General features: G+C 62.8%; 16 protein-coding genes. 9 read left to right on the top strand and 7 right to left on the bottom strand.

Translation table 11 applies throughout. From position 1 onward, the window contains the following. Window positions 1-197: 197 nt before the first annotated feature. Window positions 198-1,070, bottom strand: a complete 873-nt coding sequence (locus EN818_RS03245; protein WP_095807296.1) for an aldo/keto reductase family oxidoreductase — start codon at window positions 1,068-1,070, stop codon at window positions 198-200. 95 nt (window positions 1,071-1,165) lie between these two features. Between EN818_RS03245 and EN818_RS03240 the strand changes: the two genes are divergently transcribed. Next, on the top strand, window positions 1,166-2,074 hold the full coding sequence (locus EN818_RS03240) for a LysR family transcriptional regulator (RefSeq protein WP_095807297.1): 909 nt from the start codon (window positions 1,166-1,168) through the stop codon (window positions 2,072-2,074). A 59-nt stretch (window positions 2,075-2,133) separates the two neighbouring features. Here the strand turns inward: EN818_RS03240 and rpsI are convergent, their stop codons facing one another. From rpsI to EN818_RS03225, 3 genes are all read right to left on the bottom strand, one after another. Continuing rightward, window positions 2,134-2,610 carry a 30S ribosomal protein S9 gene (gene rpsI, locus EN818_RS03235; RefSeq protein ID WP_095807298.1) on the bottom strand — a complete coding sequence of 159 codons (477 nt, stop codon included), beginning with the start codon at window positions 2,608-2,610 and terminating at the stop codon, window positions 2,134-2,136. Beyond that, window positions 2,610-3,074 carry a 50S ribosomal protein L13 gene (gene rplM / locus EN818_RS03230; protein WP_040983169.1) on the bottom strand — a complete coding sequence of 155 codons (465 nt, stop codon included), beginning with the start codon at window positions 3,072-3,074 and terminating at the stop codon, window positions 2,610-2,612. The genes rpsI and rplM overlap by 1 nt, the downstream gene beginning before the upstream one ends. A gap of 362 nt (window positions 3,075-3,436) precedes the next feature. After that, window positions 3,437-3,892, bottom strand: a complete 456-nt coding sequence (locus EN818_RS03225) for a PaaI family thioesterase (protein ID WP_095807299.1) — start codon at window positions 3,890-3,892, stop codon at window positions 3,437-3,439. 148 nt (window positions 3,893-4,040) lie between these two features. On the opposite strand from EN818_RS03225, the gene EN818_RS03220 reads away from it, so the two are divergent. From EN818_RS03220 to EN818_RS03200, 5 genes are all read left to right on the top strand, one after another. Further along, window positions 4,041-4,862 (top strand): enoyl-CoA hydratase, encoded by an 822-nt coding sequence (locus EN818_RS03220; RefSeq protein WP_095807300.1) that lies wholly within the window; start codon window positions 4,041-4,043, stop codon window positions 4,860-4,862. Window positions 4,863-4,903: 41 nt separating this feature from the next. Continuing rightward, a complete protein-coding gene (locus EN818_RS03215) occupies window positions 4,904-5,680 on the top strand; it encodes an AAA family ATPase (RefSeq protein WP_095807301.1) in 777 nt (258 codons plus the stop codon). After that, on the top strand, window positions 5,677-6,198 hold the full coding sequence (locus tag EN818_RS03210; RefSeq protein WP_095807302.1) for a CoA-binding protein: 522 nt from the start codon (window positions 5,677-5,679) through the stop codon (window positions 6,196-6,198). Before EN818_RS03215 ends, EN818_RS03210 begins: the two co-directional genes overlap by 4 nt. Before the next feature lie 166 nt (window positions 6,199-6,364). Then, window positions 6,365-7,645 carry an O-acetylhomoserine aminocarboxypropyltransferase gene (locus tag EN818_RS03205; protein ID WP_095807490.1) on the top strand — a complete coding sequence of 427 codons (1,281 nt, stop codon included), beginning with the start codon at window positions 6,365-6,367 and terminating at the stop codon, window positions 7,643-7,645. A 4-nt stretch (window positions 7,646-7,649) separates the two neighbouring features. After that, entirely contained in the window at window positions 7,650-7,994 is a 345-nt protein-coding gene (locus EN818_RS03200) for a cupin domain-containing protein (protein WP_095807303.1), read from the top strand. A 55-nt stretch (window positions 7,995-8,049) separates the two neighbouring features. Here the strand turns inward: EN818_RS03200 and EN818_RS03195 are convergent, their stop codons facing one another. Beyond that, window positions 8,050-9,297 carry a cytochrome P450 gene (locus EN818_RS03195; protein ID WP_095807304.1) on the bottom strand — a complete coding sequence of 416 codons (1,248 nt, stop codon included), beginning with the start codon at window positions 9,295-9,297 and terminating at the stop codon, window positions 8,050-8,052. 92 nt (window positions 9,298-9,389) lie between these two features. Between EN818_RS03195 and EN818_RS03190 the strand changes: the two genes are divergently transcribed. Next, window positions 9,390-10,490: an FAD-dependent oxidoreductase gene (locus EN818_RS03190; protein WP_095807305.1), complete on the top strand. Its 1,101-nt coding sequence runs from the start codon at window positions 9,390-9,392 to the stop codon at window positions 10,488-10,490. A 30-nt stretch (window positions 10,491-10,520) separates the two neighbouring features. Here EN818_RS03190 and EN818_RS03185 read toward each other — a convergent pair whose 3' ends face one another. Beyond that, entirely contained in the window at window positions 10,521-11,249 is a 729-nt protein-coding gene (locus EN818_RS03185) for a hypothetical protein (protein ID WP_095807306.1), read from the bottom strand. 125 nt (window positions 11,250-11,374) lie between these two features. On the opposite strand from EN818_RS03185, the gene EN818_RS03180 reads away from it, so the two are divergent. Next, window positions 11,375-11,719, top strand: coding sequence for a hypothetical protein (locus EN818_RS03180; protein WP_135903974.1), 345 nt, complete (start codon window positions 11,375-11,377; stop codon window positions 11,717-11,719). A gap of 20 nt (window positions 11,720-11,739) precedes the next feature. Next, window positions 11,740-12,267, top strand: a complete 528-nt coding sequence (locus tag EN818_RS03175; protein WP_095807308.1) for a gamma carbonic anhydrase family protein — start codon at window positions 11,740-11,742, stop codon at window positions 12,265-12,267. Between the two features lie 16 nt (window positions 12,268-12,283). On the opposite strand, the gene EN818_RS03170 is transcribed toward EN818_RS03175, so the two are convergent. Continuing rightward, on the bottom strand, window positions 12,284-12,868 hold the full coding sequence (locus EN818_RS03170) for an ankyrin repeat domain-containing protein (RefSeq protein ID WP_095807309.1): 585 nt from the start codon (window positions 12,866-12,868) through the stop codon (window positions 12,284-12,286). Window positions 12,869-13,047: the final 179 nt, after the last annotated feature.

Genomic DNA, 13,047 nt, shown 5'->3' with positions numbered 1-13,047 from the left:
GCGGACACCGCCGATCTCCCCCCTCGTGGGGGAGATGCCCGGCCGGGCAGAGGGGGGCGCTGTCCCGCCGGCCTGTCCGGTCAATCGCTGCTTGCATTTCGGGGCATTTCGCTCACCTCGGGCCTTCGTGTTGGCGTTCCTTCGCGCCCCCCTCTGGCCTGCCAGTCATCTCCCCCACAAGAGGAGAGATTAGCTAGTCACGCTGCTTTGGCGACTCCGTCCAACTCGCTCAACACCTCGTCCGTCAATTCGAGCTCCGCCGCCGCCAGGTTCTCCCGTAGATGCGCGACCGATGACGTACCTGGGATCAGCAGGATGTTCGGCGCGCGCCGCAGCAGCCAGGCAAGCGCCACCTGCATGGGTGTGGCGCCGAGCCGCCCCGCGACACTGGACAGTGTCGAGGACTGCAATGGGTTGAAGCCGCCGAGCGGGAAGAACGGCACATAGGCGATGCCTTCACGGGCAAGCTCGTCGATCAGCACGTCGTCGTTCCGATGCGCCAGGTTGTACTGGTTCTGCACGCAGACGATCTCGCAGATCCTGCGGCCCTCCGCGATCTGTGCGCGGGTGACGTTGCTCAAGCCGATATGGTGCACCAGACCCTTGCGCTGCAGTTCGGCCAGCACCGTCAGCGGCGCCTCGATCGAACCCTCGGCGGGGCCGTGGATGCCGAACATGATGCGCAAATTGACCACGTCGAGCATGTCGCGTCCGAGATTGCTGAGGTTGTCGTGCACGGCCCGGGTAAGTTCCTCCGGTGAATAGGCCGGCAGCCAGGACGCGTCGTTGCCGCGGCGGGCGCCGATCTTGGTGACGATAGTGAGCTCGTCGGGGTAGGGCGCCAGCGCTTCGCGGATCAGCCGATTGGTGAAATGCGGACCGTAATAGTCGCTCGTATCGATATGATTCACCCCGCATGCCACCGCCTCGCGTAGCACGGCGACGGCTGCGTCATGGTTCAACGGTGGGCCGAACACCCCTTTGCCTGCAAGCTGCATCGCTCCATAGCCGAGTCTGCGGACTGGGCGGTCACCAAGCTTGTAAGTACCCGATTTGTCGATGCTGGACATGCTGCTTCTCCTTGTCGCTCGAATAGGGAAATAAGGCATGTTCGCTGTTTCGATAATTGCCTATAATCGAGACAGCTTGTGCGGAATGTCGAACAATGGCCGACTTCAATGATCTCCAGGCATTTCTGGCGGTGGCCCGCGCCGGTGGCTTTCGCGAGGGAGCACGCACAACGGCAAGCAGTGCTTCGGCGCTGAGCGAAGCGATCCGGCGACTGGAAACGCAACTAGGCGTCAGACTATTCAACCGCACCACCCGCAGCGTGGCCCTCACCGATGCCGGATCGAGTCTGCTGGCACGGCTCGGCCCCGCGCTGGGTGAGGTCGAGGCAGCGCTCGATGTCGTCAACGGTTTTCGCGATCGGCCCGCCGGGACCTTGCGCCTCAATGTGCCGATAAGCGCCTCACGGCTGGTCCTGCCCAAGATCGTACCGGGCTTTCTGGCTGCCAATCCTGCCATTCGCCTGGAGGTGATCGCCGAGGAGAGTTTTGTCGATCTGCTGGCAGCCGGTTGCGATGCCGGCATCCGCTATGACGAGCGGTTGGAGCAGGACATGATCGCGGTTCCGATCGGCCCGCGCGTGCAGCGCTTCACCACCTCCGCGGCGCCGGCCTATCTCGAACGGCATGGCCGGCCACAGCATCCGCGCGATCTGCTCAGCCATGCCTGTTTGCGCGGCCGCTTTCCCAGCGGGGCAATGACGCCTTGGGAATTTGAGCGGGACGGCGAAGTGGTACGGGTGAATCCTACGGGACCGTTGGTCGTTGGTATCGGTGGCGGTGTCGATCTCGCGGTCGATTCAGCGATCGCCGGCGTTGGCATTCTGTGGCTCTTCGAGGATTGGGTGCGCCCGCATTTCGAGAGCGGCGCGCTCGAACCTGTGTTGAAGCCTTGGTGGCAGAGCTTCCCGGGGCCCTTCCTGTATTATCCCGGCCGGCGTCTGGTGCCTGCACCGCTGCGAGCATTCATCGACTACATCAAGTCACCGGCCGGACGCGGCCAATAACTGCGCCAAACAAAAAGGCCGCCCGGAGGCGGCCTTCGAGAAACTTGCATCCAAAACGCTTAGCGCTTCGAGAACTGGAAGCTGCGGCGGGCTTTCGCCTTGCCGTACTTCTTGCGCTCGACGACGCGGCTGTCGCGGGTCAGGAATCCGCCCTTCTTGAGCACGGAGCGCAGCGCCGGCTCGTAGTACGTCAGCGCCTTGGAGATGCCGTGACGCACTGCGCCCGCCTGGCCCGAGAGGCCGCCGCCGATGACGGTGGCGACGATGTCGTACTGGCCGGCGCGGTTGGCTGCGACGATCGGTTGGTTGAGGATCATCTGCAGCACCGGACGCGCGAAATAGCTCGCGAATTCCTTGTCGTTGACGATGATCTTGCCGGAACCCGGCTTCACCCAGACGCGCGCGATGGCGTTCTTGCGCTTGCCGGTGGCATAAGCGCGGCCCGACTTGTCGAGCTTCTGGACATGAACGGGCGCGGCCGGCTGCGCGGCGGTCGTGACAGTCCCGAGTTCTGCGAGCGAGGAAAGCTCAGCCATTACGAGGCCCTCTTGTTCTTGGAGTTCAGCTTTGCCACGTCGAGCGTGACGGGCTGCTGGGCGGTGTGCGGATGCTCGGCGCCTGCATAGACGCGAAGATTCTTCATCTGGCGGCGGCCAAGCGGGCCGCGCGGAATCATGCGCTCGACGGCCTTCTCGACGACGCGCTCGGGGAAACGGCCCTCGAGCAACTGGCGCGCGGTGCGCTCCTTGATGCCGCCGGGGTGGCCCGTGTGCCAGTAGTAGACCTTGTCGGTGTACTTCTTGCCGGTGAACACCACCTTGTCGGCGTTGATCACGATGACGTTGTCGCCGTCGTCGACATGGGGGGTGAAGGTGGGCTTGTGCTTGCCGCGCAGATGGTTGGCGATGACAGTGGCGAGGCGGCCGACGACGAGACCTTCGGCGTCGATCAGCACCCACTTCTTCACCACATCCGCAGGCTTCTGCGAAAAGGTAGCCATGGTTTTGCTCTCGGGTTGACCTTCCTATCCGCAAGGACATGAAAGGCGTTTCTTGTTGCTTGGATTGACGGAGCGGCTAGAGCCATCCGCCAATAACAAAACGGCGGCCGTTGCGGGCCGCTGCTTCGGAGGGGCTTATAGGCGAGAGTACCGGGTACGTCAAGGCGCCGGAAAACTCTGTCGCTTGCGTTAAATCAAGCAAAAACAGTTCGTTATCTCTATGGTATTATTTTACCGCAAGCTGGATTCCGCGTCAATCGCCTGCCAGATCTAATCTATCGTTCCGGGAGGGTGATCCCGAAAGTGGGTGTCCGGCTTGGCAACCAAGAGAATAGCCTATCCCTTTGGAAATATACCCAAACCTAGGGTGACGCTCGCTTCGGCGGGATCGAATAGGTGCCTGTGGCATGCGCCACTGTGTGCCGGTCCGGGCCGGCGACCATGTCAATATCGAACACCATCAGGCTCTTGCCGAGCTTGAGGATGCGGCAATGGCCGTCGATCGGACCGGCCTCTGCCTTACGCATGAAATTGATGTTGAGGTTGGTGGTCACCGAAAGCGCATCCGGACCGGCATGAGATAGCACACAGACATAGCCGCCGATGTCCGCCAGCGTGAACAGGGACGGACCGGACACAGTGCCGCCAGGACGCAGATGCCGGTCGTCGGCATTGAGCCGCACGGTGCAGCCGCCGGGAAAAACCTCCAGCGCCTCATAGAAGGAGAACTGGTCGTTGAGCTGCGGATAGACGCTTGCCATCAGCCGGTTGACCTCCGTCGCGGTGAGCACCGGCTTCAGATTGGTTTGGGCAGGCATCGGCGGCGTCCTATATGATGCTGTAAGGCAGGGCGGCTGGACCAAATGATGTCGAGCGAGAAAACACGCCTCGCGGCTGTTCTTCAATCGGCAGCGTGCTAGTTCTGTTGCTCCATGCCCAGCGAGCGCTGATCAAGAGGGTTTGAAAGTGGCTGAAATCGTCGCCATGAAGCCGGCCGCCGTCGATGGTTCGGTTCTTGTCAGCCGGGACAATGGCGTATTGCGCCTCACGCTTGCCAGTCCGCCGGCCAATGCGCTGTCCTTGGCGACGATGGCGGCGCTGCAAGCCGAATTCGATTGCGTGAAGGCCGACAAATCCGTTCGGGTCATCATACTGGCGGCGTCCGGCAAGGTTTTCTGCGCCGGCCACGACCTCAAGGAAATGACCGCGCACCGCGCCGACGCCGATCGCGGCCGCGCCTTCTTCGAACAGACCTTCGCCGCCTGTGCGGGTTTGATGCAGACGATCGTTCGTCATCCGAAGCCGGTGATCGCCGAGGTCGATGGTCTTGCCACGGCGGCCGGGCTGCAGCTTGTCGCCAGCTGCGACCTTGCCATTGCCTCGCATGAGGCGACCTTCTGCACGCCGGGTGTGAACATCGGCCTTTTCTGCTCGACGCCGATGGTGGCACTGTCGCGCAACGTTTCGCGCAAGCAGGCGATGGAGATGCTGCTCACCGGCGAGACGATCGATGCCGCGACCGCCAAGGAATTCGGCCTGGTCAACCGCATCGTGCCGCGCGAATATCTGAATCAGATTGTCAACAAATACGCGCAAACCATTGCCTCAAAATCATCTTTGGTGGTCAAGACTGGCAAGGAAACCTTCTACGCCCAGGCCGAAATGGGGCTGTCCGACGCCTATGCCTACGCCGGCCGCGTGATGGTGGAGAACATGCTGGCGCGTGACGCGGAGGAAGGCATCGGCGCCTTCATCGGCAAGCGCAAGCCAGAATGGACCGATGAATAGCAGGCCCGATAGCAGCGCTTTCCCATCATTGAAGGTTCGACGTGCCTGCCCGCAAGCAACTGACACGGCTGAAAGCGCCCTATCTGAAACGCATCCTGCTCGAGCCGTCGCGGGTGGCCGATTGGGACCGATACCCCTGGAATCTTCCAATCTTTCAGAGCCGTGAGTTCGAGTTCGAATTCTCGACCGCCATCACTATCATCGTCGGCGAGAACGGCACCGGTAAATCGACGCTGCTGGAAGCGATTGGTGCTTTGGCCGGTTACGACGAAGCCGGCGGCGGCAAGGGCTACAGGCCGGTCGACCATTCCACCGCCATCGACAAGAGCGGCGCCGCACTCGCCGATACATTTCGGGCTCATTGGCTGCCGAAGGTCACCGCGGGTTGGTTCTTTCGTGCCGAATCCTTCTACTCCGTCGCCCGCTACCTCGACCAGGCGGCGCTGGATTCTGGCGGGGCACCTCCGGATTTCCTGTCATGGTCGCATGGCGAGGGCTTTATCCGATTCTTCCAGGAGCGCTGCCGCCGGCAGGGCATCTACATCCTCGACGAGCCCGAAAGCGCGCTCTCACCGACGCGCCAGATCGAGTTGCTCAAGCTGCTCCAACGGATGGAGCAGTCCGGCACCGCACAGGTGATCATGGCCACGCACTCGCCGTTGCTGATGGCCTGTCCGAATGCGCGGCTCTTCCGCGTCACCCGCTTCGGCCTTGATCCGACCGATTTTGGAGACACCGATCATTTTCGCATGATGCGCGACTTCTGCAGCGATCCGGCTGCCTTTCTCGCCGAAGCGCTGTATGAGGACGAGCCATGAACCATGACGCGTACGACAACAATTACATTGCCGGTATCCTCAACTCGGTAAAGACGATCGCCATGGTCGGCGCATCGCCCAACGATGTGCGGCCGAGCTATTTCGTGCTGAAATATCTGCTGGCGAAGGGTTTTTCGGTATTCCCGATCAACCCTGGTCATGCCGGCAAGCAGATCCTGGGCCGCACCGTCTATGCCAGCCTGGCAGACCTGCCGCAGCCGGTGGACATGATCGACATTTTTCGCGGCTCGGCGGCAATTCCGGGCATCGTCGACCAGGTGCTGAGACTCGATCCGCTGCCGAAGGTCATCTGGATGCAGCTTGGCGTGCGCCATGACGAGGCGGCCGCTCGCGCCGAGGCCGCCGGCATCAAGGTGGTGATGAACCGCTGTCCGAAGATCGAATATGGCAAGCTGTCAGGCGAGATCGGCTGGACCGGCGTCAATTCCGGCGTGCTGTCGTCGAAGAAGCCCCTGATGCGACAGGGCTTTCAGAGCTTCGGCGTGCGACAGAAGTAGACGCGCGCCGCAAAATTATTCCGGAAGGAGATGGATTTTTCCGGGCGTTCGGCGCAGATCCAGCGCCGAAAGGTATTTTCTTCTTTGCATTCACGACCGCGCTTGGCCAAGAATGCCCGACGATTTTTGCAAGGTCGATTTTCGCAAGTTTGAGAGGGAGGCTTCGATGACCCGTACGCCCGGTTTCAATACGCTCGCCGTTCACGCCGGCGCCAAGCCGGATCCGGCGACCGGCGCGCGTGCCACACCGATTTATCAGACCACCTCCTATGTCTTCGACGATGCCGATCACGCCGCCTCGCTGTTCGGGCTGAAGGCCTTCGGCAATATCTACACCCGCATCATGAACCCGACGCAGGCTGTTCTCGAGGAACGCCTTGCTGCGCTCGAGGGCGGGACCGCGGCGCTTGCGGTTGCCTCCGGCCACGCCGCACAGGTGCTCGTCTTCCATAACCTGATGCAGCCGGGCGACAATTTCATCGCAGCCAACAAGCTTTATGGCGGTTCGATCAACCAGTTTGGCCACGCCTTCAAGAATTATGGCTGGGAGGTCCGCTGGGCCGACGTCAACGATCTCTCGACCTTCGAGACCCAGATCGATGACAGAACCAAGGCGATCTTCATCGAAAGCCTCGCCAATCCCGGCGGCATCTTCGTCGATATCGAGAAGATCGGCGATGTCGCGCGCAGGCACGGCCTGCCGCTGATCGTCGACAACACGCTTGCCTCGCCCTATCTGGTGCGGCCGATCGAGCACGGCGCCGACATCGTGGTGCATTCGTTGACCAAGTTCATCGGCGGCCACGGCAATTCGATCGGCGGCGCCATCGTCGACGGCGGCACGTTCGACTGGTCCAAGTCCGGGAAATACCCGATGCTGTCGGAGCCGCGCCCCGAATATGGCGGCCTCGTGCTGCACGAGACCTTCGGCAACTTCGCCTTTGCCATCGCCGCGCGCGTGCTCGGCCTGCGCGACATCGGCCCGGCGATCTCGCCCTTCAACGCCTTTCTGATCCTGACAGGTCTTGAAACGCTGCCGCTGCGCATGCAGCGCCATTGCGACAACGCAGTGAGCGTCGCCGCCTGGCTTTCGAACCATCCGAAGATCGCGTGGGTGAACTATCCCGGACTGCCGAGCGACAAGAACAACGCGCTGCAGAAGAAATACTCGCCGCAGGGCGCCGGCGCCGTGTTCACCTTCGGCCTCAAGGGCGGATACGAGGCCGGCGTCAAGTTCGTCGAGGCGCTCGAACTGCTTTCGCACCTGGCCAATGTCGGCGACACCAAGTCGCTGGTCATCCATCCGGCCTCGACCACGCATCGTCAGCTTTCCGACGAGCAGAAGATCAAGGCCGGCGCTGGACCGGACACGGTTCGGCTGTCGATCGGCATCGAAGACGTCAACGACATCGTCGCCGATCTCGAGCAGGCGCTCGACAAGGTCTGATCGCATGGCGGCCTTCCTTGAAGTCAATACCGAAACCGTGGTGCCGGAGGTCGGCGCTCCGGCGCCGGACCGGTTGATCTCCGGGGACCCAAAGTTCCGCACCTGGAATGTCGAAGAACGGGACGGCAGTCTTTATGCCGGCATCTGGGAAGCGACGCCCGGCAAATGGCGCATCGCCTATGACGAATGGGAGTTCTGCCACATCCTGTCGGGCGTATCGGTGATCACTGAAAATGGCGGCGAGGCGCGCACCGTGCGCGCCGGCGACAGTTTCGTGCTGAGGCCCGGGTTCCAGGGCACCTGGGAAGTGCTCGAGACGACCCGCAAGGAATATGTGATCAAACTCTAAAGGGACGGTCGGCAGCGGCTGCCGTGTACCCCTCGGGGTGAAACAGACCTTGGCATCAGTAGCCGACAGCCAGCGTTTCCAGCCCATGAAAGTGATAGGTGTCGCGGAAGCGCGGCGTGTCCGCCAGACGCAGCTTTGGCAGCCGGTCAAACAGCGTTTTCAATGACACCTGCAGTTCGAGCCGCGCCAGCGGAGCGCCGATGCAGAAATGGATGCCGGCGCCGAAGGAGACGTTCTTCTGGTCCGTGCGCATCGGGTTGAACCTGGCCGGCTCGGCAAACGCCAGAGGGTCATGGTTGGCCATGCCGAGCAGCAGCGCGATCTTCTCGCCGGGCTTGAGCAAGATGCCCGGAGCAACCTCCATCTCTTCATAGGCGTAGCGCAGGAACATGTGCAGCGGCGCATCGAAGCGCAGGCATTCCTCGACAGTGGCTGCGTTTGCTTCCGGCGTAGAGAAGAAGCGACGCGGGTCGCCGCCCTGCGCCAGGATTGAACGCACCGCGTTGCCGGTCTGATGCACGGTAGCCTCGTGCCCGGCGTTGAGCAGCAGGATCGCCGAGGAAACCAGCTCGTCTTCGGAAAGCTTCTGGCCATTGTCCTGCGCCTCGATCAGCAGCGACAGCAGATCGTCACCCGGTTTCCTGCGCCGCTCGGCGACATAGCCGCGCAGGAACGTCGCAAACTCGCGGCCGGCGCGGTTGGCAGTGTCCTCGACCTCGCGCGTGCGGCCATGCATGTACATGGCGACCATCCGATGCGACCAGTCGAGCAGTTGCGGGCCCATCTCCACCGGGACGCCGAGCATTTCGGCGATGATGGTGATCGGCAGGGGCGAGGCGTAGGACGGCAGAAGGTCGACGCCGCCAGGCTCGAACCGGTCGATCAGTTGGTTGGCCAAGGTCTCGATGCGTGGTCGCAGCCGCTCGACCTGGCGCGAGACGAAGGCGCGGTTGACCAATGTCCGCAGCCTCGTATGCACCGGCGGCTCGAGTTCCAGCATTGAATTGGCCTCGATCGCATCGAAAGCCGCGAGGTGTGAACGATCATCGCCGACCCCACGGCTGTCGGGAATGCCGGCCGGGTTCTGGCGTCCGAAGCGGCGGTCGCGCAGCAGCCGGTTGACGTCGTCGAAACCGCCAAAACACCAGTAGCCGTAGTCCTCCCAGAAGAAAGCGTTCGAGGCCCCGTGCAGGAAGGCATAGGCCTCGTATGGGTTCTGCACGAATCCCGGCTCGTGCGGTTCGAGGCGCAGGCGGCTCCTGGCTGGATCAAAGGCGAGATAAGGAGGCATCAAATCGGTCATGCCAGATGATTAGCGCGCCTTGCCTGTCAGTCGCCAGACCGTATGTTGGCCGCCTCTGCCTTTGAGTTCAGCCAGCGGGAAGGAAGTCATTGATGAATGTGATCGTGGTTGGCGCGGGCATCGCGGGGCTTTCCACCGCCTGGTCGCTGGTCAAGGCCGGCCACAGCGTCTCGATCGTCGAGCAGGGACCGATCCCAAATCCGTTGGCGGCCTCCGGCGATCATCACCGCATCATCCGCCGCGCCTACCGCGCCGGCACCGGTTACGGCCAGCTCATCAGCGAAGCCTATGAGGCGTGGAATGAGCTCTGGACGGATCTCGGCGAAAGCCACCTCGACCCGCGCGGTTTTCTCTGCATCTCGTGCGAGCCTGGCGACAAGGCGGAGGAATATCGTGAGGGCATGGAAGAAGGGAACTATCCGTACGACCTGTTCGAGCCGGAAGCTGCCGTCGAACGCTGGCCATTCCTGGAGCCGGGGGGATTCCGCTATGTCTTTTTCTCGCCAGATGGCGGAGCCTTGCACTGCCGCAAGATCGCATCGGGCCTTGCCGCCTGGCTGCTCGCCAATCGCGCCAATGTCTATGAGAAGAGCAAGGTGGTCCAAGTCGACGCGGAGGCCGGCCGCATCACGCTTGCCGGCGGTGAGACGATGCAGGCCGACAGGATCGTCGTTACCGCTGGCGCCTGGGTGCTGAAGCTGTTTCCGGAACTGGGCGGCGAACTGCGGACCTATCGCACGGCGCTCGCCTATGTGGACCCGCCGGCCGACCTCAAGGCCGCGTGGGAGGTCGCGCCCATGATCCTCACCGGTGGTACCACCGACGGCTACATGATCCCGCTGACGCGCGGCGCCGGCATGAAGTTCGGCTCCGGCCTGCACAAGGTGCCGACCAGCGACGCCGACTGGAACCGCCAGCCGGTGCCGGGCGAGGGCGAGGTGATCCGCAACCTGTTCTCGCCACCGATCGCCCGCATCACGGAATACAAGGTGACCGAGGTCGTCACCTGCGCCTACACATTTACCGAGGACGAGAAATTCCTGGCTTACGAGAAGGGCAAATGCCTGGTCGTCTCGGCCTGCTCGGGCCATGGCTACAAGTTCGGCGCGAGCGTCGGCCGGCGTGTGGCGAAGGCCGTGCGCGACGGCGACGTGGCTGGCCTGAAGCGATGGCTGCGGGCTGAAACAGCTTGAACTGAGATCCGGGCGGCGCTTTCACGCCACCTAGTGCCCCGGCTTGAGGATGCCTGCCACCTTGGCGACGATTGCCGCATCGAGCGCCTGCCAACTGCCCAACAGCTCGCGCGGGAAGCGATAGGTGAGGCTGAGGTCGTCGCCGACCTGGATGTCGCGCTCGCAGGGCGCCAGCGATTCCTCCGCACTGGGCCCGCTCAGACAGCGGGCGACGAAGGGATCCTTGCCCGGCCGGTCGGCGACCGCGAGCACCTCGTTGAGATAGCCTGATTTCTCGGTAAAACCATAGAGCGTCGTTCCGCCCGGTCCGGACGTGCCCGGCTTGACGATCAGGGCGCTGTAGATCGGCGCGAAGCGGCCGCTCATGTCGCGTGACATCATGCGCGGCTCGAAAGACATAAAGATGATCTTCTTGGTCGCGGCGTGGTTGAAGTCGTCGCGCGCGGCGCTGCTGTAGCCGTCCATTTCGGGATAGCGCAGATAGAGGTCGAGGCGCGAGGCGATGCCGTCGACCCTGGCCTGCTCGAAGCGGATGTAATTGGCCGGCACTGCGACGACGTTGTTGCCGATGACGATCTGGCGGACGGACGTGTCATCCGTGTAGCCCGCCATGGCGATCGATCGGCCCAGCCACTTCCCGCTGACGCTGATTGCGACCGAAAGCAGTGCGAGCGCCGCGAAGGCGTAGAACACCCGCTTCATGAAAGCAGAATCCACGACCTCGAATTCCGGATTGTCGGCGGCGGCTGCCTTTTTCATCACAATCCTCGATCCAATCCCGCGCCTCTCGAAGTGTCCTTTGCCGGCACAGCAGGCACGGCATGGCTTTTGCACTGCGTCCTGCGATTGCGACTGTGCGATTTCATGGTAAACGGTTGGTAAAGATGGGCTCCGCAGGACTGTTTCTCTACGCCTTTGCGGTTGGCCTCACGGCTTGCGGCCTCGCGGGCTCCGCCATGGAACTGGTCTGTGGCCGCCGGCTGGCCTTTGCCGAGCCTTATGTCTCGCCCGCTCACCTCCTGCGCTCGCTCGCGGCAACCGCCTGCGCCGGCCCCTTCATGCTCACCAACGAGGCGCTTGCCGCCCGGCGCGAAGGACGTATCAGTGCGCTGGCGCTGTTGTCATGCGGCTGCACGGCGCTCGCCTGGGCGCTGGCGCTCGGCGTCGTCCTCATCGCCATTGCGTCCTGGGCCTCCGGCAACCTAGGGTCTTTCGACGTCTCGGCTTGAGACGATTCGGGAGACGGAAGATGCCGGTCTATTCGATCGATGGCAGAGCGCCTCAATTCGAGGATGTTGAAACCAACTGGATCGCGCCGGACGCCACGTTGATCGGCGATGTCAGGGTTGGTCGCAACGCCGGCTTCTGGTTCGGTGCGGTCATCCGGGGCGACAACGAGCCGATCATTATCGGCGCCGACACCAATGTGCAGGAACATACGGTCATGCACACCGATCCCGGCTTTGCTCTGACGATCGGGCAGGGCTGCACGATCGGCCATCGCGCTCTGCTGCATGGCTGCACCATCGGCGACAACAGCCTGATCGGCATGGGCGCCATCGTGCTCAACGGGGCAAGGATCGGCAGCAATTCGCTGGTCGGCGCCGGCGCTCTCGTCACCGAAAAAAAGGTTTTCCCGGACAATTCGCTGATTGTCGGCTCGCCCGCGCGCGTCGTCAGGGAACTGGACGCTGCAGCGATCGCCCGGCTGCGCGGCTCGGCCGCCCACTATGTCGCCAACGGCAAACGCTTCAAGGCAGGGCTGAAGGCGGTCTGACGCAGGTCCGCACTGCTCAGCTCTCGCGCTGGGAACGCCGCTTCAGAGTACCCGAACTGCGCTCGTTCATCGCCGCACGCAGAAGTGACGCTCCGGCTTCAAAACCCGCCTCGTCAGCGCCTTGCAGCGCAGTTGCACAGTCGTCGATGCGAGTTCTAAGCGAAGGATCCGCGCCCGATACCAGGAGCAGGCGGATCGCCTCGGCGTCGCGCAGCGACACCGCATAATGCAAGGGCGTCCAGTCGTTCACGCCGCGCATGTTGGGATCCGCGCCATGGTCGATCAGCATGCGGACGATGTCGTGCTTGTCCGGCCGCTCTGTCGACAGCGCCGCAATGATCGACGGAAAGCCGGCATGATCCTCGTAATTCGGGTTCGAACCGGCATCGAGCAAGGTCGCGATGAAGGCGAGCGGGCTCCAGTAGACCGCATATTCGAGCGGATGGCCAAGGCCGAGCTCGAACGGCATTCTCTCATCGTACCAGCGCGGGGAGCCGCCAAGCGCTCTGCCAAGCCCATCGAAATCGCCCGTCTTGAACGCGTCGTCTATGGCCTTGAAAAGGCGATGACGTTCGCAGCGATCGTCAGGGATTTCCAGCATGAAGCAAGATCCGACAACGGATTGGACGGGCTCATTCTGCTCCCGTCGGGCTCACCCATAAAGAGCCCGTTCATTGTCGGTCCGGCGCACCCTCGGGAAGAAAAGCGGAGCCGGCCCGGGGACAGGGCCGGCTCCTAAAACCCGGTCGTTGGGGACGGGGAGGGTGGGAACTCGACCGG

Origin of the sequence: Mesorhizobium sp. M3A.F.Ca.ET.175.01.1.1 (genome assembly GCF_004791945.1) — a bacterium.
GTDB lineage: Bacteria > Pseudomonadota > Alphaproteobacteria > Rhizobiales > Rhizobiaceae > Mesorhizobium.
The sequence above is the reverse complement of the archived record's forward strand: the minus strand, read 5'-3'. Positions and strand labels throughout refer to the sequence as shown.

Coding starts and splice junctions, on each gene's coding strand:
- EN818_RS03210 (WP_095807302.1), top strand. CDS start 5,677: ATGAACCATGACGCGTACGACAACAATTACATTGCCGGTATCCTCAAC.
- EN818_RS03240 (WP_095807297.1), top strand. CDS start 1,166: ATGGCCGACTTCAATGATCTCCAGGCATTTCTGGCGGTGGCCCGCGCC.
- EN818_RS03225 (WP_095807299.1), bottom strand. CDS start 3,892: ATGCCTGCCCAAACCAATCTGAAGCCGGTGCTCACCGCGACGGAGGTC.
- rpsI (WP_095807298.1), bottom strand. CDS start 2,610: ATGGCTGAGCTTTCCTCGCTCGCAGAACTCGGGACTGTCACGACCGCC.
- EN818_RS03185 (WP_095807306.1), bottom strand. CDS start 11,249: ATGAAAAAGGCAGCCGCCGCCGACAATCCGGAATTCGAGGTCGTGGAT.
- EN818_RS03175 (WP_095807308.1), top strand. CDS start 11,740: ATGCCGGTCTATTCGATCGATGGCAGAGCGCCTCAATTCGAGGATGTT.
- EN818_RS03245 (WP_095807296.1), bottom strand. CDS start 1,070: ATGTCCAGCATCGACAAATCGGGTACTTACAAGCTTGGTGACCGCCCA.
- EN818_RS03170 (WP_095807309.1), bottom strand. CDS start 12,868: ATGCTGGAAATCCCTGACGATCGCTGCGAACGTCATCGCCTTTTCAAG.
- EN818_RS03180 (WP_135903974.1), top strand. CDS start 11,375: ATGGGCTCCGCAGGACTGTTTCTCTACGCCTTTGCGGTTGGCCTCACG.
- EN818_RS03190 (WP_095807305.1), top strand. CDS start 9,390: ATGAATGTGATCGTGGTTGGCGCGGGCATCGCGGGGCTTTCCACCGCC.
- rplM (WP_040983169.1), bottom strand. CDS start 3,074: ATGGCTACCTTTTCGCAGAAGCCTGCGGATGTGGTGAAGAAGTGGGTG.
- EN818_RS03205 (WP_095807490.1), top strand. CDS start 6,365: ATGACCCGTACGCCCGGTTTCAATACGCTCGCCGTTCACGCCGGCGCC.
- EN818_RS03200 (WP_095807303.1), top strand. CDS start 7,650: ATGGCGGCCTTCCTTGAAGTCAATACCGAAACCGTGGTGCCGGAGGTC.
- EN818_RS03195 (WP_095807304.1), bottom strand. CDS start 9,297: ATGACCGATTTGATGCCTCCTTATCTCGCCTTTGATCCAGCCAGGAGC.